Source organism: Streptomyces sp. NPDC000134 (assembly GCF_042899225.1).
Classification (GTDB): Bacteria; Actinomycetota; Actinomycetes; order Streptomycetales; family Streptomycetaceae; genus Streptomyces.
The window spans coordinates 82,812-104,275 of the sequence record NZ_JBIAZN010000024.1 but is presented as its reverse complement, the minus strand read 5'-3'; the positions used below and the strand labels follow the sequence as shown (position 1 = coordinate 104,275).

Genomic DNA, 21,464 nt, shown 5'->3' with positions numbered 1-21,464 from the left:
CTCGGCTTCTAGTGGGCGCGGTCCAGCAAATAGCGGACGAGCGTGGTCAGGGCGGTGGCGGAGGACTTCTCGTCGCGGGCGTCGCAGGAGACGACCGGGGTGTCGGCGAGCAGGTCCAGCGCCTCGCGCAGGGCCGCCTCGTCACGCGGCGGCGCGCCGGTGAAGTGGTTGACGGCGATGGCGTAGTCCAGGCCGTACTGCTCGATGAGGTCGATCACCGGGAAGGAGTCCGCCAGCCGCTCGGGGTCGACCAGGATCAGGGCGCCGAGCGCGCCGCGGGCCATGTCCTCCCACATCTGCACGAACCGCTGCTGTCCCGGCGTCCCGAACAGGTACAGGACGACCCGGTCGCTGATGGTGAGCCGGCCGAAGTCCATGGCGACGGTGGTGGTCGTCTTGCCCTGGACGCCCTTGAGGTCGTCGACCGACTCGGCGGCCCGGGTCATCGTCTCCTCGGTGGACAGCGGCTCGATCTCGGAGATCGACCCGATGAAGGTGGTCTTGCCCACCGCGAAGTGACCCACCACGAGGATCTTCACCGCGGTCTGGGTCGCCCCGCCGCGGACGTACGCCTGCTCACCCAAACTTGGCGCGGAGACCATTGAGCACCTCCTGAAGGATCTCCCGGTCGGCGAGTGCCGCCGGGGCCACCGGCGGACGGGTGACGAGGTGGCCGCCCTCGGCCAGGGAGGACAGCAGGATGCGCACCACGCCCAGCGGCAGTTGGGTGTGCCCGGCGATCTCGGCGACCGACAGGTACCCGGCGGAGCACAGGTCCAGCAGCGTCCGCTCCTCGGGGGAGAGCCGGGCCGGCCGCCGCGGGTCCGCGGGCGCCGCAGTGACCAGGGTGATCAGGGAGAGCTGCTCCTCGTCGGGCAGCTCCCGCCCCTTGGTGATGACGTACGGCCGTACTAACGGGGCCGCCTCCGGCTCCCAGGCGTCCCGGTCGGTCATGAGGTGCCGCCGAGGTTCTCACGCGGCGGGGCGGTCAGCCGCTTGCCGAGCTGGGCGACGAGCTGCTGCATCCGGAAGGTGATGTCCGCCATGTCGACCTCCGGCGAGGCGGAGACGCCGAGGTAGGCGCCCTCCCCGGCGGAGATCAGGAAGACCCAGCCGCCGTCGAACTCGACCAGCGTCTGCCGCCAGGTCGCCTTGGGGTCCTCGCAGAAGAAGCCCAGTGTGCGGCTGAGCGACTGCACGCCGCTCATCGCCGCCGCGACCCGGTCGGCGTCGTCCCGGTCGAAGTCCTGGGTCCGGGCCATCAGCAGGCCGTCCGCGGAGATCAGGACGGCGTGCAGGGCCCCGGGAATCTCCAGGGCGCTGTCGAGCATCCAAGACAGATCGTCGTTCACGAGTCCTCATGTCCTTCGCTGCTTGCACCACGTGTGCTGCTCGTCCGGCCGGCGTCCTCCGGTCCCGTGGCCCGGCCGGTCCGCGTGCCCCGCTGGAAGGCGCCCATGATCTGCGCCTGCTCGGAGCCGGAACGGGCCGCGGGCCGCGCCGCCGGGGCGCTGCCGGGCACGATGGCCATCGGCCGCTTGCGGCGCCGCCGGGGCAGTCCGTCGGCGGTGGCGGCGGGCAGCGCCGGCTCGGGGCCGTCCCCGGGGTCGGCGGCCGGGCGCGCGGCGGCGGTGGTGGCGGGGGCGGGCGCCTTCCGCTCCGGCATGGCCGTCAGCAGCTCGTGCGGCAGCAGCACCACCGCGCGGACACCTCCGTAGGGGGAGGAGGTGTCCACCGACACCTCGAAGCCGAAGCGCTCGCAGAGCAGGCCGATGACGGCGAAGCCGAACTGCGGGGGGTTGCCGAGTCCGGCCACCCCGGAGGCGCGTTCGCTGGAGAGCAGCTTCTCGGCCCGGGTCCGCTCCTCGTCGCTCATGCCGACACCGGCGTCGTCGACGACCACGCAGATGCCCTTGGGCACCGTACGGATGTTGATCTCGACGACGGTGTCCGGGCTGGAGTAGCTGGTGGCGTTGTCGAGCAGCTCGGCGAGGGCGAGGGCCACCGGTTCGACGGCCCGGCTGGTGATGCCGAAGTCGACCTGGGAGAGGATCTCCACCCGCCGGAAGTGCCGGATGCGGCCCTGCGCGCTGCGCACCACGTCGTACACCGAGGCGGTGTCGCGCCGGCCGCCCAGCCAGCCGTCGCAGAGCACCGCGATGGACTGGGCGCGGCGGCCGAACTGCGAGTTGGTGTGGTCGATCTCCAGCAGGTCCCGGAGCATGGCCGAGTCACCGTACTTGCTCTGCAGGCGGGACAGCACCAACTGCTGTTCGGCGGCCAGGCCCTGGAGGGTCCGCATGGCGGACTTCAGGACGGTCTTGGTCTCCTCCTCGGCTTGCTCCTGAGCCGCCCGGACCGACTCCTCGTAGCCGGTCTCCAGCTCTGTGTACCGTTCCCCCAGGCCCTGGATCTCCTGTCGCAGCAACCGGGCCGTCCTGCGCTGGCGGACGGCCATGGTGCTGGTGGCGACGAATGCGACGAGGAGAGCCCAGAACAGGGGGTTCTCTATGTATTCCGTCATAAGACTCTCTTCAGGCGACTGACGGCCAACGTGCTGATGTCCCGTCATGTGCGGGCGGCCGGTACCCCCGTGCCACCCTCGGCCCGCTCCGCAAACGCGGTGATCGTATCACCGGTAGAAGAGGTGAAATCACGTCAGGAAACGTGCAGGAACGATCCGTTGAGTAAACAGACGATGACCTGCCGATGGCGGGAGCCGTGCATCTCGCCGGCCTGTCCTCCGTCTTGCTTCAGCTATCGAGAAACGATAGATTTCCATCGTGACTCGATGGAGGGAGCTGCGATGGGAAAGCTGACGGTGCTGACGCTGCGCGCCGTGCTCGCGGTGCTGTTCGCCGGCTCGGTGTTCGTGCAGGCGGTGATGGTGCCCCTGGTGGCCGCCGACGTGGAGGGGATCGACCCGGACCTGGCGTTCCCCCGCACCCCGTTCCTGGTGATCCTCGTGCTGGGGGTGGTGACGGTCCAGGTCGTCCTGGTCTGCGTGTGGAAGCTGGTGACGATGGTCCGGCGCGGGACGGTCTTCTCGCACGCCGCCTTCCGGTACGTGCACATCGTCATCGGCGCGGTCGTGGCCGCCGCGCTCCTGCTGTTCGCGCTGGCGGTCGTGCTGGCGCCGGGCGAGGCCGTCGCCCCCGGTGTGGTCCTGCTGATCTGCGGGGCGGTGGTCGCCGTCCTCGGGGTCGCGCTCATCGTGCTGGTCCTGCGGATGCTGCTCGCCCAGGCCGTGGCGCGGGACGTCGAGGCGGCGCGGATGCGGGCCGAGCTGGCCGAGGTGATCTGATGCCGATCGTCGTCGACATCGACGTGATGCTGGCGCGGCGCAAGATGTCCGTGGGCGAGCTGGCGGAACGGGTCGGGATCACGCCCGCCAACCTGGCGGTGCTGAAGAACGGCCGCGCCAAGGCGGTCCGCTTCACCACCCTCGCCGCCCTGTGCGAGGTCCTCGGCTGCCAGCCGGGCGACCTGCTGCGCTGGGAGCCGGACGGCACCGCCCGCGCCGAGGAGACCCGGGCGGAGGGCGCGGGGCGCCCCTGACCCGCGCCCGGCCCCGGGCCTCACGCCCCCCGCAGGTCCGTCACCCGGCGGATCTTGCCCACCGAGCGTTCCAGGGTCCCGGGGTCGACGATCTCCACGTCGACCGTGACGCCGACGCCGTCCTTGACCCCTGCGGCGATGGCCCCGGCCGCCGTCCGGCGGTCACCGGGCGCGGCGTCCGGGCGGGCCTCGACGCGGACGGTCATGTGGTCCATGCGGCCCCGCCGGGTGAGCCGGAGCTGGAAGTGCGGGGCGACACCGGGGGTGCGCAGCACGATCTCCTCGATCTGGCCGGGGAAGACGTTCACCCCGCGCAGGACGATCATGTCGTCGCAGCGGCCGGTGATCTTCTCGATGCGCCGGAAGGCGGGCCGGGCCGTGCCCGGCAGCAGCCGGGTCAGATCCCGGGTGCGGTACCGGATCACCGGCTGGGCCTGCCTGGTCAGCGTGGTGAGGACCAGCTCACCCCCCTCGCCCTCGGCGAGCACCTCGTCGGTGACCGGGTCGACGATCTCCGGGTAGAAGTGGTCCTCCCACACGTGCAGCCCGTCCTTGGTCTCCACGCACTCCTGCGCCACCCCCGGCCCCATCACCTCCGACAGCCCGTAGATATCGACGGCGTGCAGGTCCAGCCGCTCCTCGATCTCCCGGCGCATCTCCTCCGTCCACGGCTCCGCCCCGAAGACCCCGATCCGCAGCGAGGTGGTGCGCGGATCGACGCCCTGCCGCTCGAACTCGTCGAGCAGGGTGAGCATGTACGACGGCGTCACCATGATGACCTCGGGCCGGAAGTCCTGGATGATCCGCACCTGCCGCGCGGTCATGCCGCCCGAGGCGGGGATCACCGTGCACCCGGCCCGTTCCGCGCCGTAGTGCGCGCCGAGGCCGCCGGTGAACAGGCCGTAGCCGTAGCTGATGTGCACCTTGTGGCCGGGCCGGGCGCCGGCGGCGCGCAGTGAGCGGGCGACCAGCCCGGCCCATGTCGACAGGTCGCGCTCGGTGTAGCCGACGACGGTCGGCCGGCCGGTGGTGCCGCTGGAGGCGTGGACGCGCCGCACGTCGGCCATCGGCACGGCGAGCATCCCGAACGGGTAGGAGTCCCGCAGGTCCGCCTTGGTCGTGAACGGGAACCGCGCCAGATCGGCCAGGGTCCGGCAGTCCTCGGGGCGCACCCCCGCCGCGTCGAACTTCCGGCGGTACAGCTCGACGTTGTCGTACGCGTGCCGCAGCGTCCGGCGCAGCCGGCGCACCTGCGTCCGGCGCAGTTCCTCGGGGGTCAGCCGCTCGGCGTCGTCCAGCAGCTCCGCCGGAACCGGCTCGCCCCGGCGGACCGGCCCGGCGGCGGGGGTGTTCGGGTCACTGCTCATCGCGGCTCCTCCACCGGCGTGCCGACCGACCATTCGGTCAGCGCTCGGCACCGTCAAGAAACCAAGCCCGGCGCGGCGCTGTCAAGGGGGAGCCGCGGAAGGCGGAAATCCGTCGGCCCCGACGGTTGCCGGGGCCCGGGGGGTTCGTTCTATCATGAACCGAACGAATGGTCGGTTGGGGACAGGTGACTGAGATGACGGCACAGCAGGCCGGACCGGCGGCGGACCAGGCGGCACCGGAACTCCAGGAGCACTTCGACGCGACGATCGCCCGCGACCAGCGGATCGAGCCGCGCGACTGGATGCCCGACGGCTACCGCTCCACCCTGATCCGGCAGATCGCCCAGCACGCCCACTCCGAGATCATCGGCATGCAGCCCGAGGGCGAGTGGATCACCCGCGCCCCCTCGCTGCGCCGCAAGGCGATCCTGTTCGCCAAGGTCCAGGACGAGGCCGGCCACGGCCTGTACCTGTACTCGGCGGCCGAGACGCTCGGCGCCGACCGCGCGGACCTCACCCGGCGGCTGATCGAGGGCCGCCAGAAGTACTCGTCGATCTTCAACTACCCGACGCCCACCTTCGCCGACGTCGGCGTGATCGGCTGGTTCGTGGACGGCGCCGCGATCTGCAACCAGGTCCCGCTGTGCCGCAGCTCGTACGGCCCCTACGCACGCGCGATGGTGCGGATCTGCAAGGAGGAGTCCTTCCACCAGCGGCAGGGCTACGAACTGCTGATGACGATGATGCGCGGCACCGACGCCCAGCGCGCGATGGTGCAGGACGCGGTGGACCGCTGGTGGTGGCCGTCGCTGATGATGTTCGGCCCGCCCGACGACGCCTCGCCCAACTCCGCCCGCTCGATGGCCTGGAAGATCAAGCGGCACAGCAACGACGAACTGCGCCAGCGCTTCGTCGACATGACCGTCCCGCAGGCCGAGCGGCTCGGCGTCACCCTCCCCGACCCCGGACTGCGCTGGAACGAGGAGCGCGGCCGGCACGACTTCGGCACCCCCGACTGGGACGAGCTGACCCGGGTCATCAAGGGCGACGGACCGTGCAACGCGCGGCGCGTACAGCGGCGCCGCACCGCCCACGAGGAAGGCGCCTGGGTACGCGAGGCAGCCGCCGCGCACGCCGCCAAGCGGGCCGCCCGGACCGAGAAGGGAGCGATGGCATGAGCACCGAGCGGAACTGGCCCCTGTACGAGGTGTTCGTCCGCGGCAAGCGGGGCCTGAACCACGTCCACGTCGGCTCGCTGCACGCCGCCGACGACCGGATGGCCCTCACCCACGCCCGCGACCTGTACACCCGGCGCAACGAGGGGGTGAGCATCTGGGTGGTCCGCTCCGCGCACATCGCCGCCTCCACCCGCGACGAGAAGGACCCCTTCTTCGACCCGAGCGCCGACAAGGTGTACCGCCACCCCACCTTCTACGACATCCCCGACGACGTCCCGCACATCTAGGAGCAGGGCATGAGCGACGACCACGTCTACCTCACCCTCGCCGAGGAACACGAGGACGACACCCGCTGGGCCTACGGCACCGGCTTCGAGGACCCCCTGCACGGCGTGGACACCACCGTCCCCGAAGGCGTCGACCGGGACGCGCTGGCCGCGCTCTGCCTGGCGCTCGGCGACGACGCCCTGGTCGCGGCCCAGCGGCTGGCCGAGTGGACCACCCGCGCCCCCGAACTGGAGGAGGAGGTCGCCCTCGCCAACATCGGCCTGGACCTGCTCGGCCAGGCCCGGCTGCTGTACGCCCGCTGCGGCCAGGTGGACGGCACCGGCCGCGGCGAGGACGCCTACGCCTACTTCCGCGGCCCCGCCGACTTCCGCAACGTCACCCTGGCCGAACTCCCCAACGGCGACTTCGCGTTCAGCGTGGTCAGGCTGCTGGTGTTCGCCAGTTGGCGGCTGGCCCAGTTCCAGGGGCTCACCGCCTCGCCCGACCCGGTGCTCGCCGCCGTCGCCGCCAAGGGCGCCAAGGAGCTGACGTACCACCGCCAGTACGCCGCCGAGTGGGTGGTGCGGCTCGGCGACGGCACCGAGGAGTCGCACCGGCGCACCCGCGCCGCGCTGCGGCAGGTCACCCCCTGCCTCGGCGAGCTGTTCTCCGCGTACGACGCCCGCGACGAGGTGGTCGGCGTGCTGCGCCAGGTGACGGACGCGGCCGGCGTGCCGCTGCCCGCCTGGAGACCGCTGCCCGGGGCCGGCCGGCACGGCGTGCACACCGGGCATCTCGCCCCGCTGCTGGCCGAGTTGCAGTCCGTCGCCCGCGCCCACCCGGAGGCGGCATGGTGACCGCGCCGACCGCCGCCCGGCGCGCCCGGCACATCGCCGGGCGGGTCCCCGACCCCGAGCTGCCCATGCTCACCCTCGCCGACCTCGGCGTCCTGCGCGCGGTCGACGTCGACCCGGACGGCACGGTGGTCGTCAGCCTCACCCCGACCTACTCGGGCTGCCCGGCCATGGCCGAGATGCGCGCCGGGACGGTCGCCCGGCTCAGGGCCGCCGGATACCCGCGGGTGGAGGTCCGTACCGTCCTCGACCCGCCCTGGACCACCGACTGGATCACCCCCGAGGGCCGCCGCAAGCTCGCCGAGCACGGCATCGCCCCGCCCGGCCCGGCCCCCCGGCCCGCGCCCGGACCCGTGCCCCTGGTGCTGTCGGCCGCCCGGCGCACGGTGCCCTGCCCCCGCTGCGGCGCCCCGGACACCGAGGAGACCTCCCGGTTCGGCGCCACCTCCTGCAAGGCCCTGTGGCGCTGCCGCGCCTGCCGCGAACCGTTCGAGTACGTCAAGGAGATCTGATGGCCGACCTGCTGAGCGGACCCGCCCCGGTGCGGGCACCGCGCCGCCGGCCCGTCTTCCACCCGCTGCGCGTGGCCTCCGTGCGGCGCCTGTGCGAGGACGCGGTCGCGATCGCCTTCGACGTCCCCGGGGAACTGGCGCGGGAGTTCGCGTTCGCGCCCGGACAGTCGCTCACCCTGCGCCGCCTCGTCGACGGACGCGACGAGCGGCGCTCGTACTCCATCTGCTCCCCGGCCGGTGCCCGGCAGCCCCGGATCGGGGTGCGCGCGGTGCCCGGCGGGCTGTTCTCCTCCTGGCTGGTCCACCAGGTCCGCCCCGGTGACACCGTCGAGGTGATGGCCCCGGCCGGCGCCTTCACCCCCGACCTGACCACCCCCGCCCACCACGTCCTCGTCGCCGCCGGCTCGGGCATCACCCCGATGCTGTCCATCGCCGAGTCTGTCCTCGCCGCCGACGACCGCTCCCGCGTCACCCTCTTCTACGGCAACCGGCGCACCGGCTCGGTGATGTTCGCCGACGAACTGGCCGACCTCAAGGACCTGTATCCCGCCCGGTTCCAGCTCGCCCACGTGCTCTCCCGCGAACCCCGCGAGGCCGAACTGCTGACCGGCCGGATCGACGCCGAGCGGCTCGCCGCGCTCGTCGACGGGCTGGTCGACGTGGCCGGCGCCGACCACTGGTGGCTCTGCGGCCCGCACGGCATGGTCCGCGACGCCCGGCGTGTCCTGGCCGGGCTCGGCGTCCCCGACGACCACGTCCACCAGGAGCTGTTCTTCGCCGGCGAGGAACCCCCCGGCGCCGCACACCACCCCGAGCCGCGCCCCGACGGACCGGTCAGCCAGGTCACCGTCGTCCTCGACGGCCGCTCCACCACCGCCGGGCTGCCCCGCGACGCCACCCTCCTCGACTCCGCCGCCCGGGTCCGCCCCGACCTGCCCTTCGCCTGCAAGGGCGGCGTCTGCGGCACCTGCCGCGCCAAGGTCACCGACGGCGAGGCGGACATGCGGCGCAACTACGCCCTGGAACCCGCCGAGGTCGACGCGGGCTACGTACTGACCTGCCAGAGCTTCCCCGTCTCCGCCGCCCTCACGGTCGACTACGACTGCTGAACCCGCCCCCGCCGCCCGGCCGACCGGGATACTGGTGCCGTACGGACGACGACGGCACGACCAGGGGAGCGGCATTGGTGAAGTCCACGCGGACCAGGGGCGATCGCGCGGCGGGCGGGCGGCACGCGGTGGTGGTCGGGGGAAGCCTCGCGGGGCTGCTCGCGGCGCACGTCCTCGCCGCGCACGCGGACCGGGTGACCGTCGTCGAGCGGGACCGCTACCCGGACGGTCCCGACCCGCGCGCCGGGGTGCCGCAGAGCCGCCACCCGCACGTCCTGCTGGAGGCCGGCCAACTCGCCCTGGAATCCCTGCTCCCCGGCTTCCTCGCCGAACTGCGGGCGGCCGAAGCCCCCCGGGTCGGGATGCCCGAGGACATGGTGCAGTGGCAGAACGGCCGCTGGTTCACCCGCCTCCCGGCCTCCACCCACCTGTACACCGGATCGCGCGCCCAGCTCGAACAGCTCGTACGGCGGCGGGTGCTGGCCGACCCGGCGATCACCGTCGTCGAGGGCACGGAGGCCACCGGCCTGCTCGGCGACGCCTCCCGGGTGCGCGGCGTCCTGCTGCGGGACCGCGGCGCCGCGCCCGACGCCCGGCCGCGCCCCGTCGAGGCCGACCTCGTCGTGGACGCCTCCGGCCGCGGCACCAGGGCCCCCCGCTGGCTGACCGAGCTGGGCGCCGAGGCTCCGCACGAGGAGGTCATCGACACCGGACTCACCTACGCCTCGCGCGTCTACCGCGACACCACCGGCACCCTCGGCGCCCACGCGCTCGGCATCAACATCGTGCCCGACCCGGCCCAGCCCCACGGCGCCGTCGTCCTGCCCCTGGAGGACGGCACCTACCTCGCCACCATGTCGGGGCTGCGCGGCGACGAACCCCCCACCGGCGAGGAGGAGTTCACCGCGTACGCCAAGAAGCTGCCGCACCCCGTCGTGCACCGGTGGCTGCGCGAGAGCGAGCCCCTCACCCCGGTGCGCGGCTTCGGGCGGACCTCGAACGTCCGGCGCCGCTACGACCTGCCGGGCCGCCACCCCGCCGGGTTCCTGGCGACCGGCGACGCCCTGTGCACGTTCAACCCGATCTACGGCCAGGGCATGGCCGTCGCCGCCCTGAACGCCGTCGCCCTGCGCGACGCGCTGGCGGACACCCGCCGCACCCCCACCACGCACCGGGTGCGGCGGGCCCTGCTCGCCGCCTCCCGGCAGGCGTGGGACATCTCCGCCGGAGCCGACAAGAAGATGCCGGGCGCCACCGGCAACGCCCTCACCGTCAAGGCCGCGGACCGCGTCGTCGCCCCGTATCTGCGCCGCCTCCAGGACCGCTACCCCGGCGACCCGGTCGTCGGCCAGGCCTTCCGCGCCGTGCTGACCCTCACCGCCCCGCTCACCTCCCTGTTCGCCCCGAAGGTGGTCCGGGCGGTGCTGTTCGGCCCGGCGCCGCGGACCCCCGCCGAGCCGCCGATGACGCCCTGACACGGCCCCGTACGGCCCGCCGCGAGTGGCCCGGCTCACATGGCGTGCCGGGGGTGACGACGACACCATGGTCCTCGTCACCGGCAGGCTGGAGGGATCGGGAATGTTCCGCAAGGTGCTGGTCGCCAACCGCGGGGAGATCGCCATCCGCGCGTTCCGCGCGGCTTACGAGCTGGGCGCGCGCACGGTCGCCGTCTTCCCGCACGAGGACCGCAACTCCCTCCACCGGCTGAAGGCCGACGAGGCGTACGAGATCGGCGAGCCCGGCCACCCGGTCCGGGCCTACCTCTCCGTCGAGGAGATCGTCGGGGCCGCCCGCCGGGCCGGCGCGGACGCCGTCTACCCGGGCTACGGGTTCCTCTCCGAGAACCCCGACCTGGCCCGCGCCTGCGAGCAGGCCGGCATCACCTTCGTCGGCCCCGGCGCGGCGATCCTGGAGCTGACCGGCAACAAGGCACGCGCCGTCGCCGCCGCCCGGGAGGCCGGCGTCCCCGTCCTCGGCTCCTCGGAGCCCTCCACCGACGTCGACGAACTGGTGCGCGCCGCCGACCGCGTCGGCTTCCCCGTCTTCGTCAAGGCCGTCGCGGGCGGCGGCGGGCGCGGCATGCGCCGCGTCGAGGAACCCGCACAGCTCAGGGAGGCCATCGAGGCCGCCTCCCGGGAGGCGGCGTCCGCGTTCGGCGACGCCACCGTCTTCCTGGAGAAGGCCGTCGTCGAACCCCGCCACATCGAGGTGCAGATCCTCGCCGACGGCACGGGCGACGTCATCCACCTCTTCGAACGCGACTGCTCGGTGCAGCGCCGGCACCAGAAGGTCATCGAACTCGCCCCCGCCCCGAACCTCGACCCGGCCCTGCGGACGCGGATCTGCGCCGACGCGGTGCGCTTCGCCCGGCGCATCGGCTACCGCAACGCGGGCACCGTGGAGTTCCTCCTCGACCGCGACGGCAACCACGTCTTCATCGAGATGAACCCGCGCATCCAGGTCGAGCACACCGTCACCGAGGAGGTCACCGACGTCGACCTGGTGCAGGCCCAGATGCGCATCGCCGCCGGCGAGACCCTCGCCGGCCTGGGCCTGTCCCAGGAGACGGTGACCCTGCGCGGCGCCGCCCTGCAGTGCCGGATCACCACCGAGGACCCCGCCAACGGCTTCCGCCCGGACACCGGCCGGATCAGCGCCTACCGCTCACCCGGCGGCTCCGGCATCCGCCTGGACGGCGGCACCACCCACGCCGGTACGGAGATCAGCGCGCACTTCGACTCCATGCTGGTCAAACTGACCTGCCGGGGCCGGGACTTCGCCACCGCGGTGGGCCGCGCCCGGCGTGCGGTCGCCGAGTTCCGCATCCGCGGCGTCGCCACCAACATCCCCTTCCTCCAGGCCGTCCTCGACGACCCCGACTTCCGGGCCGGCCGGGTCACCACCTCGTTCATCGAACAACGCCCCCACCTGCTGACCTCCCGGCACTCCGCCGACCGCGGCACCAAGCTGCTGACCTACCTCGCCGACGTCACCGTCAACAAACCGCACGGCGAGCGCCCCGACCTGATCGACCCGCTCACCAAGCTGCCGCCGCTGCCCGCCGGCGAACCCCCGGCCGGATCACGCCAGTCGCTGGCCGCCCTCGGCCCCGAGGGCTTCGCCCGCGCGCTGCGCGAGTCACCCCTCCTCGGTGTCACCGACACCACCTTCCGCGACGCCCACCAGTCGCTGCTGGCCACCCGGGTGCGCACCAAGGACCTGCTCGCCGTCGCCCCCGCGGTCGCCCGCACCCTGCCCGGACTGCTCTCCCTGGAGTGCTGGGGCGGCGCCACCTACGACGTGGCGCTGCGCTTCCTCGCCGAGGACCCCTGGGAGCGGCTCGCCGCGCTGCGCGAGGCCGTGCCCAACATCTGCCTCCAGATGCTGCTGCGCGGCCGCAACACCGTGGGCTACACCCCGTACCCCACCGAGGTCACCGACGCCTTCGTCGAGGAGGCGGCGGCCACCGGCATCGACATCTTCCGCGTCTTCGACGCGCTCAACGACGTCGACCAAATGCGGCCCGCCATCGAGGCGGTACGCGCCACCGGGACCGCCGTCGCCGAGGTGGCCCTGTGTTACACCGCGGACCTCTCCGACCCGTCGGAGAAGCTCTACACCCTCGACTACTACCTGCGGCTCGCCGAGCGGATCGTGGCGGCCGGCGCCCATGTCCTGGCGGTGAAGGACATGGCCGGGCTGCTGCGCGCGCCCGCCGCGGCGACCCTGGTCTCCGCGCTGCGCCGGGAGTTCGACCTGCCGGTGCACCTGCACACCCACGACACCGCGGGCGGCCAGCTCGCCACCTACCTGGCCGCGATCCAGGCGGGCGTGGACGCGGTCGACGGGGCCGTGGCGTCCATGGCGGGCACCACCTCCCAGCCCGCCCTGTCCGCGCTGGTCGCCGCCACCGACCACTCCGCGCGCCCCACCGGCCTGGACCTGGCGGCCGCCTGCGACCTGGAACCGTACTGGGAGGCCGTCCGCAAGGTCTACGCCCCCTTCGAGGCGGGCCTGGCCGCGCCCACCGGCCGCGTCTACCACCACGAGATCCCCGGCGGCCAGCTCTCCAACCTGCGCACCCAGGCCGTCGCGCTCGGCCTCGGCGACCGCTTCGAGGACATCGAGGCGATGTACGCCGCCGCCGACCGGATGCTCGGCCGCCTGGTGAAGGTCACCCCGTCCTCCAAGGTGGTCGGCGACCTCGCCCTGCACCTGGTCGGCGGGGGCGTGTCCCCCGGGGACTTCGAGGCGGAGCCCGACCGGTTCGACATCCCCGACTCCGTCGTCGGCTTCCTCCGCGGCGAACTGGGCACCCCGCCCGGCGGCTGGCCCGAGCCGCTGCGCACCCGGGCCCTGCGCGGCCGGGCCGGCGCCAAACCCGTGGCGGAACTGGCCGCCGACGACCGCGAGGGCCTCGCCGAGGACCGGCGGGCCACCCTCAACCGGCTGCTGTTCCCCGGCCCCACCCGCGAGTTCGAGACCCACCGGCAGACCTACGGCGACACCGGCGTCCTGGACAGCAAGGACTTCTTCTACGGGCTGCGCCCCGGCAAGGAGTACGCCGTCGACCTGGAGCCCGGGGTGCGGCTGCTCATCGAGCTGCAGGCGATCGGCGACGCGGACGAGCGCGGGATGCGCACGGTGATGGCCGGGCTGAACGGCCAGTTGCGGCCCATCCAGGTCCGCGACCGGGCCGCCGCCTCCGGCGTTCCCGCCACCGAGAAGGCCGACCGCAGCGACCCCGGCCAGGTCGCGGCCCCGTTCGCCGGGGTGGTGACCCTCGCGGTCGCCGAGGGCGACCGGGTCGAGGCCGGGGCGACGGTGGCCACCATCGAGGCGATGAAGATGGAGGCGGCGATCACCGCCCCGGCGTCCGGCACGGTCCGCAGGCTGGCCATCAACCGCATCCAGCAGGTCGAGGGCGGCGACCTGCTCGTGCACCTGGCCTGAACCGCGGACCGCACCCTCGGGGGCCGGCGGAAGCGGAAGGGGAGACCGGCCCCACCGGGTGCGTGCCCGCCCCGTCCCTGGCCGAACCGGCGGGCCGCGGCGCCCTTGCTTCCCCTCGTACGGGCCTGCCTGGCGCCCGACCCGGACCGCCGCGCTGCCGGTGCTGGTCACCGTCGTCGCGGCGACCGTGGCGATCATCGCCGGATAACGCCCGTTCCGTATCGATCAACTGACGAAAAAATATCGGCGAGTTGGCTAAAAATCGTTCACCCGTTCGCGGCCTTGCTCGACTGAAGAAACGGTCATGCTGGGCCGATCGTTCGAACCCGTGCCCAGGCCGGGCCGTGATCAGGCCCGTGGACACCGCCGACGGCGCCTTGCGCCCACTATCACGCGGCATATGCACGGCAGCACCTTCGGGCCGAAATCGGCCGTCTCGCAGACTGTGCCCTCAGTCGGAACTCCGGACGCGGCCGGATGACTAGCATGAACCCATACCTGGTCCGGATGATCACCATCCCTTTGGCGTGCGCTCTCCGGGCCGGTGGCCGTCGTGTGTCGGTCGACCCGTTTCTCCTGCTCTCAAGGACCGAGGGACCGCGGAATGTCAGTGCCTGCACCGCCCAGTCAGCACCGGTCGGCCAAGCCCGGCCGGGCCGCACCGGTCGTACCCCTGGCCGTGCTGGTGGTGAGTGCCGCGGCCGCCGGCGCGGCGGCCGCGGTCGCCCCCGCGAGCGCCCGCTCCTGGGCGCTCGCCACCGCGCTGGGCGCCTGGCTCTGCGTCGCCGCCACCGTCGTCGTCAGCACGCTGGTGCTCCGGCGGGCCCGCCGGCAGAGCCTGCGGCACAGCGCCGACGCCCAGCAGGCCAGGGCCCAGTTGGCACAGGCGGCGGGGGAGACCGCGCACCTGGTCACCGTCACGGTGCCCGCCGTCGTCAAGAGGCTGCGGGACGGCACCAGCGCGAGCGACGCCGTGACCGGCGTGACCCCGCCGTCCGACCCCCAGCTCCGCCAGGTCCTGCACGTCTTCGCCGCCGCGATGGAGGACGCGGTACGGCACGCCGTCACCGCGGGCGCCGAACTGCGCCAGGCGCGCGAGGAGACCGGCCGGGCCGCCGCCGAACTGCGGCGGCTGACCGAGGAGACGCTGCCCACCGCCGTGGCGAGACTGCGCGAGGGCCACTCCGCCGACACCGTCCTCGCCGAACTGGACTGGCCGCGCCTGCCGGTCCTGCGGGCCCCCGCCGAGTCCTTCGTGCGCGAACTCGCCCGCAGCGAGCGCGGCGCCGCCGCCGCGCAGGCCGCCTCCGCCAAGGCGCTGAGCCGGGTGCAGGCCAAGGCGGTCAGCATGCTCGCCGACCTCAGGGAGATGCAGGAACGGCACGGCGAGGAGGTCTTCGGCGACCTGCTCAAGCTGGACCACAGCACCTCCCAGCTCGGCCTGATGACCGACCGGCTGGCGCTGCTGATGGGCGGCCGCTCCAGCCGCGCCTGGAACAAGCCCATCGTGATGGAGTCCATCCTGCGCGGCGCGGTCGGCCGCATCGCCGCCTATCAGCGCGTCCGGCTGCACTGCTCCACCGGCGCCGCCGTCAGCGGCTTCGCGGCCGAGGGCGTGATGCACCTGCTCGCCGAACTGATGGACAACGCCGCCAACTTCTCCCCGCCCATCGACGAGGTCAACGTCTACGTCGAGGAGCGCAGCGCCGGCATCGTCGTCACCATCGAGGACAGCGGCCTGAAGATGGCCGCCGCCGCCATGCGCCGGGCCGAGGAGGCGGTCTCCGGACGGATGACCGACCTCGCCTCCCTCCAGGGCACCCGGCTCGGCCTCGCCGTCGTCGGACGCCTGGCCGTCAAGTACGGCATCAGCGTCAACTTCCGGCCCTCCTCGCGCGGCGGCACCGGCGTCGTCGTCCTGCTGCCCCGCCAGCTCCTCGCCCAGCAGCGCGACCCGGCGCCCCGGCAGACCCCGGCCCGCACCGCCGCCCCGGCGCCCGAGCCCGCCCCCGCCCGCGCCGAACCGGTCGAGGCCCGCCCGGCGCCCCGGGCGGCCCTGCCCGAGCAGCCGACGGCACCCCGCCCCGCGGCGGAGGCCACGCCGAACGGTCTGCCCGTCCGCACCCCCGGCCGCACCATGGCGGAAGCCGAACGCGAGCGCGAGCAGCGCCGCGACCCGCGGGGCGAGGCCGAGCGGCCCGCCCGGCCCGACACCGCCGCCCGCGACGCGGGCTCCCGGTTCGGCGCCTTCCACCGCGGCCGCCGGTCGGGCAAGGGCACCACCGGACCCGACGGCCGGCCCGTCCCCGAGCCGCCCGCCGCCCCCTAGGCCACCGCCCCACCCCCCATGCGGCGCGCGGGGCCCCGGCGCCCACGTCCCCGCCCGAGTACGTGAGATTGGAGGAACGGGCCGGTGACCGCTCAGTTGGGCAACCACCGTCCCCTCACCACCATGCAGACCACCGACAACAGCCTCACCTGGCTCCTGCAGAACCTCCTGGAGCGCACCCCCGGCACCCGGCACGCGCTGGTCCTGTCCCGGGACGGCCTCAAGCTGTGCTGGACCGAGCACCTGACGCTCGACCAGGCCGACCAGCTCGCGGCGATCTGCTCCGGTATCCAGGCCCTCGCCCAGGGCGCCTCCGTCGAGTTCGGCGACGGGACCGGCGGCGTGCGCCACTCGATGACCGAGTTCCACGGCGGCCTGCTGTTCATCGTGGAGGCCGGCGAGGGCGCGCACCTCGCCGTGGTCGCCGAGGAGAACGCCGACCCGGGTGTGGTCGGCCACCAGATGACCGAACTGGTCGAGCAGATCGGCGAGCACCTGCGGGCCGAACCCCGCAACCCGGTCCACGGGGGTGCCCCCTCGTGACGCGCAGGCCCGTGGACACCGGCGATCCGGACCGGCTCTACACGGTCACGGGCGGACGCAGCCGCGCCGACGACGCCTTCGACCTGGTCACCCTGGTGGTCAGCGAGAGCGAGCCGACGGCCGGGATGCAGTCGGAGCACGCCCGCATCCTCGACCTGTGCCGGCACCCCACCGCCTTGGTCGAGATCGCCGCGGAGCTGAAGCTGCCGATCACGGTGGTACGGATTCTGCTCGGGGACCTCCTCGCCATGGGCCGTATCACCGCCCGCCATCCCCGCGCGGCGCAGTCCGTCGCCTCGCTCCCCGACTCCGCGCTCCTCAAGGAGGTGCTCCATGGGCTCCGCAATCTCTGAGCTGCCGTCCCGCCGCACACCCCTGGCCGACGCCGCCGAGACCGGCCTCAAGATCGTGATCGTGGGCGGCTTCGGGGTCGGCAAGACCACCCTCGTCCGCTCGGTCAGCGAGATCCGGCCGCTGAACACCGAGGAGGTGATGACGCAGGCCGGCGTGGGCGTCGACGAGACCAGCGCAGTCGCGGCCAAGACCACCACCACGGTGGCGTTCGACTTCGGGCGGATCAGCCTCAACGAGCGCATGGTGCTCTACTTGTTCGGCGCCCCGGGGCAGGAGCGCTTCTGGTTCCTGTGGGACCGGCTGTTCTCCGGGACGCTCGGCGCGGTCGTCCTGGTCGACACCCGCCGGATGGACGACTCCTGGTACGCGATAGACCGGCTGGAGCACCACCGCACCCCGTTCGTGGTGGCCGTGAACCGCTTCGACGACGACACCGCCGGATACTCCCTGGACGAGATCCGCCAGGCGCTCGCCCTGTCCGACCGCGTCCCGCTGATCGACTGCGACGCGCGGCTGCGGCAGTCCGGCAAGGACGTCCTGATCACCCTCGTGGACCACCTGTACGAGCTGGCCATGGCCCAGGAGATGACACCGTGACCGACCCCGGAACCCCGATCACCGACGCGGCCCCGCCGCCGGGCTGCCCCGCCCACTTCGGCGCCGTACGCCTGGCCGGTCTGGAGTACCAGCAGTCGCCCTCGCAGCTCTACCGGGCGCTGCGCCGGGAGCACGGCGCGGTGGCCCCGGTCCTGCTGGACGGGGACATCCCGGCCTGGCTGGTGCTCGGCTACTCCGAGCTGAGCTATGTCACCAGCCACGACGAGCTGTTCGCCCGGGACTCCCGGCGCTGGAACCAGTGGCCGAACATCCCCCCGGACTGGCCGCTGCTGCCGTTCGTCGGCTACCAGCCGTCGGTGCTGTTCACCGAGGGCGAGGAGCACCAGCGGCGGGCCGGGGTGATCACCGAGGCACTGGAGGGCGTCGACCAGTTCGAACTGGCCCGGGAGTGCCAGGAGATCGCCGACGCGCTGATCGCCGCCTTCGCGGGCAGCGGGCACGCCGAGCTGATGAGCGGCTACGCGCACGCCCTGCCGGCGCGGGCCGTGGTCCAGATGTGCGGGATGCCGAGCACCGGCACCGACACCCAGCAGCTCGTGGAGGACCTGCGGATCTCCCTGGACGCGGCGGAGGGCGACGACCCGGTCGCCGCGTACGGGCGGGTGGGGGAGCGGCTCGCCCAGTTGGTGAAGGACAAGCGGGAGCGGCCCGGCCCGGACGTCACCTCGCGGATGCTGCTGCACCCGGCGGGGCTCACCGACGAGGAGGTCGTCCAGGACCTGATCTCGGTCATCGCGGCGGCCCAGCAGCCCACCGGCAACTGGATCGGCAACACGCTGCGGCTGCTGCTGACCGACGAGCGGTTCGCCCTGAACGTCTCCGGCGGGCGGCTCAGCGTCGGCGAGGCGCTCAACGAGGTGCTGTGGCTGGACACCCCGACGCAGAACTTCGTCGGCCGCTGGGCGGTGCGCGACACCCAGCTCGGCGGGCGGCGGATCAGGGCCGGCGACTGCGTGGTGCTGGGGCTCGCCGCGGCCAACACCGACCCGCAGATCTGGCCGGAGTCGCACGTCGGCGCCGAGAACAGCGCCCACCTGTCGTTCAGCAACGGCGAGCACCGCTGCCCGTACCCGGCGCCGCTGCTCGCGGACGTCATGGCGCGCACGGCGGTGGAGACGCTGCTGGAGCGGCTGCCGGACCTGGTGCTCGCGGTGGAGCCGGAGGAGCTGACCTGGCGGCCGTCGATCTGGATGCGCGGACTGACCGCGCTCCCGGCGGAGTTCACGCCGGTCGTGCAGTAGCGGCGTCCGGGCCCCGCCGAGGGGCCCGGACGGCGGCGGGGGATCAGGCCGCGACGGGCGTGAAGCGCACCGGCAGCGACTGCGGGCCCCGGGTGAACACGCCCTGCTCCGCCGGGTCGAAGCCGTCGGCGAGCCGGAGGTCCGGCATGGCGTCCAGGAGCTGGTCGACGCCGATCTCCACCTCGGCCTTGGCCAGCAGGGCGCCCACGCAGAAGTGCCGGCCGAGCGCGAAGGCGAGATGGTCGGCGGCGGCCGAGAAGGCGGTCGTGGTGGTCAGGTCGGCGCGGTGGATGTCGAAGCGGTCGGGGTCCGCGTACCGGTCCGGGTCGCGGTTGGCGGCGCCGATCAGGCAGGTGACGGTGGCCCCGGCGGGGATGGTGCCGCCGCTGAGCGTCACCTCGGTCGCCGACTGCCGCATGATCATGTGGACGGGCGGGGTGTGGCGCAGGGTCTCGGCGAAGGCCCTCGGGATCAGCGAGCGGTCCGCGCGGACGGCCGCCAACTGCTCGGGATGGCGCAGCAGATTGGCGAAGATGCTCGCTATCGCCTTGTCGGTGGTCTCGCCGCCGGCCGCGAGCAGCAGGCTGCAGAACGCCTTGATGTCCTCGTCGCTCATCCGGACGCCGTCGACCTCGGCGGCGCAGAGCGTGGACAGCAGGTCGTCGCCGAGGCTGTCGCGCCGCTGCCGGATGATCGGCAGCATGTACTCGGCGAACTCGACGCGGGTCCGCTCACCGGCCGCCGTGACCTCCGGGTCGCCGGAGAGGTTGCCGAGGAAGGCGATGACCGAGGTGTACCAGCGGTGGAACCGGGCGTGGTCGGCCTTGTCCAGTCCGAGCATGTCCGCGATCACGTTGACGGGGAAGCGGGTCGCGTAGTCGGTGACCAGGTCGGCGGAGCCGGTGTGCCGGAAGGCGTCGATGAGTTCGCGGGAGTTGCGCTCGATCACCGGCAGGAACTTCTCCTGGAGGTCCGTGCCCCGGAAGGCGGGGGCGACCAGGGCCCGGCGGACGGCGTGTTCCCGGCCGCTGAGCTGGAGGATCGTTTTGCCGTGCACGGGTTCGATCTGCCAGTCGTAGTTGTCGGTGGTGAACTGGCCGGCCTTGTCCTTGAAGACCCGCTCCACGTCCGCGTACCGCGAGACGATGTAGCTCCGGGTGGCCTCGTGCCAGAAGAGGGGAGCGCTCTCGCGCATCGCGCGATAGGCCGGGTAGGGGTCCGCGGCGAACTCGGGCGAGAGAATGTCGGGGACCTGCTGCGCGGTGGACATGGAGCTCCCTGGGTCGGTAACGGGCGTACCGCACAAGGTTATTGATCATCCGTCGGCCGAGACAGGGGGAAACGGTCGGCCAGGTCGCCCCGGAGACTCCTTGGCCGAAAATCGAACACCGTCCGGGGCCGGGCGCGCGGACCGGGGCTTGCCCCTGACCCGCGGGTCAGGGATTAGCGTCGGGCCCCGGTCCGGAGCAGCGGTGCCCGGCCGGTCACCCCTGCCCGAGGAGGCCCCCGTGACGACCACCGTCCTGCCGCGCACCAGCCGTGAGGTGCGGCTCGCCGCCGTGCCCCGCGCCCTGCCCGAGCCCGCCGACCTCACCGTCGCCGAGACCGCCCCGCCCGCCCCGGCACCCGGCCATGTCCTGGTCCGCAACCGCCACTTCCAGGTGTTCGGGGGCCTGCGCACCCTGATCGGCGGGGTGGCCGAGGACACCCCCGTACCGGGTCTGCGCCCCGGCGACGCGCTGTTCGGGCCCGCCGTCGGCGAGGTCGTCGCCGCCCCCGACGGGGGCCCGCTGCGCCCCGGCGACCTGGTGACGCACCTGCTGGGCTGGCGCGAGTACGCCCTCGTGCCCGTCGCCGAGTGCGTGCCGGCCGACCCGGCGCTGCCCGACCCCGCCGCCCACCTCACCTCCGGGTCCGCCGCGTACGGGGCGCTGACCCGGCTGGCCCGGGTGCGCGCGGGCGACGTGGTGCTGGTCACCGGCGCGGCCGGCGGGGTGGGCTCGCTGGCCGGGCAGATCGCGAAGCTGCTCGGCGCCGCCCGGGTCATCGGCACCACGGGCACCCCCGGCAAGGCCGCCCGGCTCACCGCGGAACTCGGCTACGACACGGTCCTGACCGCCGGTTCCTGGCGCGAGCGCGGCACCGGCGGCGCGGACGCCGGGTACCGCGCGTTCGCCGCGCAGCTCGCCGAGGCCGCCCCGGACGGCATCGACGTGCTGCTGGACAACGTGGGCGGCGGCCAGCTCACCGCGGCCGTGGACGCCGCCCGGCCCGGCGCCCGGCTGGCCCTGGTCGGCGCCCTGTCCGGGCAGTTCGACCCGGAGGGCACCGGCAACACCGCGCCCGCCCGGATCGACACCTTCCGGCTGCTGTTCCAGGGCGCCTGTCTGCTGGGATACACCGGCCGTCACCACCCGGACGTGGAGGCGGAGTGGACCGGACGGTTCGGCGCCTGGCTGCGCTCCGGCGAGATCCGGCTGCCGCTGACCCGCGTCGCGGGCATCGAACGGGCCCCGCGGGCGTTGTGGGAACTGACCAGGGGAGAGACCTTCGGCACGGTCGTCGTCGACCTGCCCTGACG

Annotated in this window: 21 protein-coding genes; 15 read left to right on the top strand and 6 right to left on the bottom strand. The window is 73.6% G+C overall.

Annotation, left to right across the window (positions count from 1 at the left end):
* Positions 1-8: 8 nt before the first annotated feature.
* Genes ACFY32_RS29460 through ACFY32_RS29445 form a run of 4 tightly spaced genes read right to left on the bottom strand, consistent with a single transcriptional unit; the run spans position 9 to position 2,524 of the window.
* Positions 9-602, bottom strand: a complete 594-nt coding sequence (locus ACFY32_RS29460) for an ATP/GTP-binding protein (protein WP_359199678.1) — start codon at positions 600-602, stop codon at positions 9-11.
* Positions 577-954 (bottom strand): DUF742 domain-containing protein, encoded by a 378-nt coding sequence (locus ACFY32_RS29455; protein WP_359199675.1) that lies wholly within the window; start codon positions 952-954, stop codon positions 577-579. Before ACFY32_RS29455 ends, ACFY32_RS29460 begins: the two co-directional genes overlap by 26 nt.
* Positions 951-1,352, bottom strand: a complete 402-nt coding sequence (locus tag ACFY32_RS29450; protein WP_359199672.1) for a roadblock/LC7 domain-containing protein — start codon at positions 1,350-1,352, stop codon at positions 951-953. The genes ACFY32_RS29455 and ACFY32_RS29450 overlap by 4 nt, the downstream gene beginning before the upstream one ends.
* The gene (locus ACFY32_RS29445) at positions 1,349-2,524 is read right to left on the bottom strand and encodes an ATP-binding protein (protein ID WP_359199669.1); all 1,176 of its coding nucleotides are present in this window, start codon (positions 2,522-2,524) and stop codon (positions 1,349-1,351) included. Before ACFY32_RS29445 ends, ACFY32_RS29450 begins: the two co-directional genes overlap by 4 nt.
* A gap of 282 nt (positions 2,525-2,806) precedes the next feature.
* Between ACFY32_RS29445 and ACFY32_RS29440 the strand changes: the two genes are divergently transcribed.
* Positions 2,807-3,304, top strand: a complete 498-nt coding sequence (locus tag ACFY32_RS29440; protein WP_359199666.1) for a DUF2975 domain-containing protein — start codon at positions 2,807-2,809, stop codon at positions 3,302-3,304.
* Positions 3,304-3,558 (top strand): helix-turn-helix domain-containing protein, encoded by a 255-nt coding sequence (locus ACFY32_RS29435; RefSeq protein ID WP_390675830.1) that lies wholly within the window; start codon positions 3,304-3,306, stop codon positions 3,556-3,558. Before ACFY32_RS29440 ends, ACFY32_RS29435 begins: the two co-directional genes overlap by 1 nt.
* 20 nt (positions 3,559-3,578) lie before the next feature.
* On the opposite strand, the gene paaK is transcribed toward ACFY32_RS29435, so the two are convergent.
* Positions 3,579-4,925, bottom strand: a complete 1,347-nt coding sequence (paaK, locus tag ACFY32_RS29430) for a phenylacetate--CoA ligase PaaK (RefSeq protein WP_390675829.1) — start codon at positions 4,923-4,925, stop codon at positions 3,579-3,581.
* A 194-nt stretch (positions 4,926-5,119) separates the two neighbouring features.
* Here paaK and paaA point away from each other — a divergent pair, with 194 nt between their 5' ends.
* From paaA to ACFY32_RS29370, 12 genes are all read left to right on the top strand, one after another.
* Positions 5,120-6,103 carry a 1,2-phenylacetyl-CoA epoxidase subunit PaaA gene (paaA, locus tag ACFY32_RS29425; protein WP_390675828.1) on the top strand — a complete coding sequence of 328 codons (984 nt, stop codon included), beginning with the start codon at positions 5,120-5,122 and terminating at the stop codon, positions 6,101-6,103.
* Entirely contained in the window at positions 6,100-6,390 is a 291-nt protein-coding gene (paaB, locus tag ACFY32_RS29420; RefSeq protein ID WP_390675827.1) for a 1,2-phenylacetyl-CoA epoxidase subunit PaaB, read from the top strand. Before paaA ends, paaB begins: the two co-directional genes overlap by 4 nt.
* A gap of 9 nt (positions 6,391-6,399) precedes the next feature.
* Entirely contained in the window at positions 6,400-7,227 is an 828-nt protein-coding gene (paaC, locus tag ACFY32_RS29415; protein ID WP_390675826.1) for a 1,2-phenylacetyl-CoA epoxidase subunit PaaC, read from the top strand.
* Entirely contained in the window at positions 7,221-7,736 is a 516-nt protein-coding gene (gene paaD, locus ACFY32_RS29410) for a 1,2-phenylacetyl-CoA epoxidase subunit PaaD (RefSeq protein ID WP_390675825.1), read from the top strand. Before paaC ends, paaD begins: the two co-directional genes overlap by 7 nt.
* Positions 7,736-8,845 (top strand): 1,2-phenylacetyl-CoA epoxidase subunit PaaE, encoded by a 1,110-nt coding sequence (paaE, locus tag ACFY32_RS29405; RefSeq protein ID WP_359199647.1) that lies wholly within the window; start codon positions 7,736-7,738, stop codon positions 8,843-8,845. Before paaD ends, paaE begins: the two co-directional genes overlap by 1 nt.
* A 74-nt stretch (positions 8,846-8,919) precedes the next feature.
* Positions 8,920-10,320, top strand: a complete 1,401-nt coding sequence (locus ACFY32_RS29400; protein ID WP_390675824.1) for an NAD(P)/FAD-dependent oxidoreductase — start codon at positions 8,920-8,922, stop codon at positions 10,318-10,320.
* Positions 10,321-10,423: 103 nt separating this feature from the next.
* Positions 10,424-13,798, top strand: a complete 3,375-nt coding sequence (locus ACFY32_RS29395; protein ID WP_390675848.1) for a pyruvate carboxylase — start codon at positions 10,424-10,426, stop codon at positions 13,796-13,798.
* 604 nt (positions 13,799-14,402) lie between these two features.
* Positions 14,403-16,127 carry an ATP-binding protein gene (locus tag ACFY32_RS29390; protein ID WP_359199641.1) on the top strand — a complete coding sequence of 575 codons (1,725 nt, stop codon included), beginning with the start codon at positions 14,403-14,405 and terminating at the stop codon, positions 16,125-16,127.
* Between the two features lie 123 nt (positions 16,128-16,250).
* A complete protein-coding gene (locus ACFY32_RS29385) occupies positions 16,251-16,670 on the top strand; it encodes a roadblock/LC7 domain-containing protein (RefSeq protein WP_190204649.1) in 420 nt (139 codons plus the stop codon).
* Entirely contained in the window at positions 16,667-17,023 is a 357-nt protein-coding gene (locus tag ACFY32_RS29380) for a DUF742 domain-containing protein (protein ID WP_359199639.1), read from the top strand. Before ACFY32_RS29385 ends, ACFY32_RS29380 begins: the two co-directional genes overlap by 4 nt.
* Positions 17,004-17,621: an ATP/GTP-binding protein gene (locus tag ACFY32_RS29375; protein ID WP_359199636.1), complete on the top strand. Its 618-nt coding sequence runs from the start codon at positions 17,004-17,006 to the stop codon at positions 17,619-17,621. The genes ACFY32_RS29380 and ACFY32_RS29375 overlap by 20 nt, the downstream gene beginning before the upstream one ends.
* Positions 17,618-18,883, top strand: coding sequence for a cytochrome P450 (locus ACFY32_RS29370; RefSeq protein ID WP_359199633.1), 1,266 nt, complete (start codon positions 17,618-17,620; stop codon positions 18,881-18,883). The genes ACFY32_RS29375 and ACFY32_RS29370 overlap by 4 nt, the downstream gene beginning before the upstream one ends.
* 43 nt (positions 18,884-18,926) lie before the next feature.
* On the opposite strand, the gene ACFY32_RS29365 is transcribed toward ACFY32_RS29370, so the two are convergent.
* Positions 18,927-20,153, bottom strand: coding sequence for a cytochrome P450 (locus ACFY32_RS29365; RefSeq protein WP_359199630.1), 1,227 nt, complete (start codon positions 20,151-20,153; stop codon positions 18,927-18,929).
* A 238-nt stretch (positions 20,154-20,391) separates the two neighbouring features.
* Between ACFY32_RS29365 and ACFY32_RS29360 the strand changes: the two genes are divergently transcribed.
* On the top strand, positions 20,392-21,462 hold the full coding sequence (locus ACFY32_RS29360) for an MDR family NADP-dependent oxidoreductase (RefSeq protein ID WP_390675823.1): 1,071 nt from the start codon (positions 20,392-20,394) through the stop codon (positions 21,460-21,462).
* The last annotated feature ends 2 nt before the right edge of the window (positions 21,463-21,464 follow it).

Bases quoted from the DNA above. Each gene is read 5' to 3' on its own strand.
- ACFY32_RS29460 (WP_359199678.1), bottom strand. From the start codon at position 602: ATGGTCTCCGCGCCAAGTTTGGGTGAGCAGGCGTACGTCCGCGGCGGG.
- ACFY32_RS29455 (WP_359199675.1), bottom strand. From the start codon at position 954: ATGACCGACCGGGACGCCTGGGAGCCGGAGGCGGCCCCGTTAGTACGG.
- ACFY32_RS29445 (WP_359199669.1), bottom strand. From the start codon at position 2,524: ATGACGGAATACATAGAGAACCCCCTGTTCTGGGCTCTCCTCGTCGCA.
- ACFY32_RS29440 (WP_359199666.1), top strand. From the start codon at position 2,807: ATGGGAAAGCTGACGGTGCTGACGCTGCGCGCCGTGCTCGCGGTGCTG.
- ACFY32_RS29435 (WP_390675830.1), top strand. From the start codon at position 3,304: ATGCCGATCGTCGTCGACATCGACGTGATGCTGGCGCGGCGCAAGATG.
- paaK (WP_390675829.1), bottom strand. From the start codon at position 4,925: ATGAGCAGTGACCCGAACACCCCCGCCGCCGGGCCGGTCCGCCGGGGC.
- paaA (WP_390675828.1), top strand. From the start codon at position 5,120: ATGACGGCACAGCAGGCCGGACCGGCGGCGGACCAGGCGGCACCGGAA.
- paaB (WP_390675827.1), top strand. From the start codon at position 6,100: ATGAGCACCGAGCGGAACTGGCCCCTGTACGAGGTGTTCGTCCGCGGC.
- paaC (WP_390675826.1), top strand. From the start codon at position 6,400: ATGAGCGACGACCACGTCTACCTCACCCTCGCCGAGGAACACGAGGAC.
- paaD (WP_390675825.1), top strand. From the start codon at position 7,221: ATGGTGACCGCGCCGACCGCCGCCCGGCGCGCCCGGCACATCGCCGGG.
- paaE (WP_359199647.1), top strand. From the start codon at position 7,736: ATGGCCGACCTGCTGAGCGGACCCGCCCCGGTGCGGGCACCGCGCCGC.
- ACFY32_RS29395 (WP_390675848.1), top strand. From the start codon at position 10,424: ATGTTCCGCAAGGTGCTGGTCGCCAACCGCGGGGAGATCGCCATCCGC.
- ACFY32_RS29390 (WP_359199641.1), top strand. From the start codon at position 14,403: ATGTCAGTGCCTGCACCGCCCAGTCAGCACCGGTCGGCCAAGCCCGGC.
- ACFY32_RS29385 (WP_190204649.1), top strand. From the start codon at position 16,251: ATGCAGACCACCGACAACAGCCTCACCTGGCTCCTGCAGAACCTCCTG.
- ACFY32_RS29375 (WP_359199636.1), top strand. From the start codon at position 17,004: ATGGGCTCCGCAATCTCTGAGCTGCCGTCCCGCCGCACACCCCTGGCC.
- ACFY32_RS29365 (WP_359199630.1), bottom strand. From the start codon at position 20,153: ATGTCCACCGCGCAGCAGGTCCCCGACATTCTCTCGCCCGAGTTCGCC.